The organism is Cryobacterium sp. Hh7, from assembly GCF_004403155.1.
Lineage (GTDB): Bacteria > Actinomycetota > Actinomycetes > Actinomycetales > Microbacteriaceae > Cryobacterium > Cryobacterium levicorallinum.
Map to the genome: position 1 here is coordinate 1 of NZ_SOHG01000022.1, position 1,355 is coordinate 1,355.

The following is a 1,355-nucleotide window of genomic DNA, read 5'->3' on the forward strand; positions in this document are numbered from 1 at the left end:
AGGGTGGTGTCCATGACCGCGTGGGGATAGTCGAGCACGGCCGAGCCGAGTTCGGCGCCGTCCGAGACGCGCACGACGACCGCGCGGCCGGATAGTGTTCCGTAATCGATGCCGATGACGTAGGACTCGGTCCCGGCTGGTGCGTCTGCGCGCGATTGCGCTGCGGTCGTGCTCACTGATCGACTCCCTTGGCGGCATGCGGATGCGATCGGTCACGTGCGCGAGATACTCGCCGTCGATGACCGATCACGATTACTAAATGTTAGCGCACTATCACATCCTGTCAATTGACAATTTCTACCCTGGTTTCGCTGATCGACAATTGGTCAGAGGACTGTTCGGCTTGGTTTTCGAGCCCTTCTGACGCTATTCATGGTGCGCTAACATGGGGCGACCGGGGTTGTCGCCTCGGAGGGGAGGAGTCGCATGGCTAGGGAGCCTCGGCCGCGCGGTCAGAGCGTACGCATGATCGACGTTGCGAAACTCGCCGGGGTGTCACAACAAACCGTCTCCCGGGTCGTCAACGGGCACAGCAACGTGGGCGCCGAGGTGCGGGACCGCGTAGAACGGGCCATTGCGCAGTTGCGGTACAACCGCAACTGGGCCGCACGCGCCCTGGCCACGAACCGATCCATGAATCTGGGTGTGGTGTCCCATTCCCTTCCAGTGCACGGTTCCGCCCTGGTGCTCTTCGGTATTGCCGAAGAGGCGCGGCGCAACGGCTATACGACCAGTCTGGTGACCATTCCCCGGGTCGATTCGGCCAGCATCCGTACCGCGCTCGATACGCTCGTCGCCGATGCGGTCGATGGGATCATCGTGCTCGCGCCGATGACGGCCGCCGCCCCGGTATTGCTGGGGCTGGATCCCGAGGTGGCGATCGTACGGTTCGAGCAGGGTTCACCCGCGAGTTCGACGGCGGTGTCGATGGACGATGCGCTGGGAGCGCAGCTGGCGACCCGGCACCTGCTCGATCTGGGGCACGACACGGTCCGGCACGTCGGCGGGCCACCCGGCTGGATGGCTTCGGACGCACGGCGCGCCGGATGGCTGTCCGAACTCGCGCGGCGCCACCGAACGGTCAATCCCGAGTTCCGCACCGAGGATTGGACAGCGGATTCCGGCTACCGGGCCGGAGTGGCCATTGCCGAGGATCCAACGATCACCGCGGTCCTGGTGGCCAACGACGCGATGGCACTCGGAGTCATCAAAGCCCTCACCGAACGAGGGATCGACGTGCCCGGCGACGTGAGCGTCGTCGGCTTCGACGACATGAGCGAGGCCCGCTATTTTCAACCTGGCCTCACGACCGTTCGGCTCGACTTCAACGAGGTCGGCCGGCTGGCGGTGGAGCG

General features: G+C 64.9%; 1 protein-coding gene. It reads left to right on the forward strand.

Going from position 1 to position 1,355, the window contains the following annotated elements:
• Positions 1–426 precede the first annotated feature (426 nt).
• The coding region (locus E3T43_RS08675) for a LacI family DNA-binding transcriptional regulator (protein WP_241978888.1) at positions 427–1,355 on the forward strand (929 nt) is incomplete at its 3' end.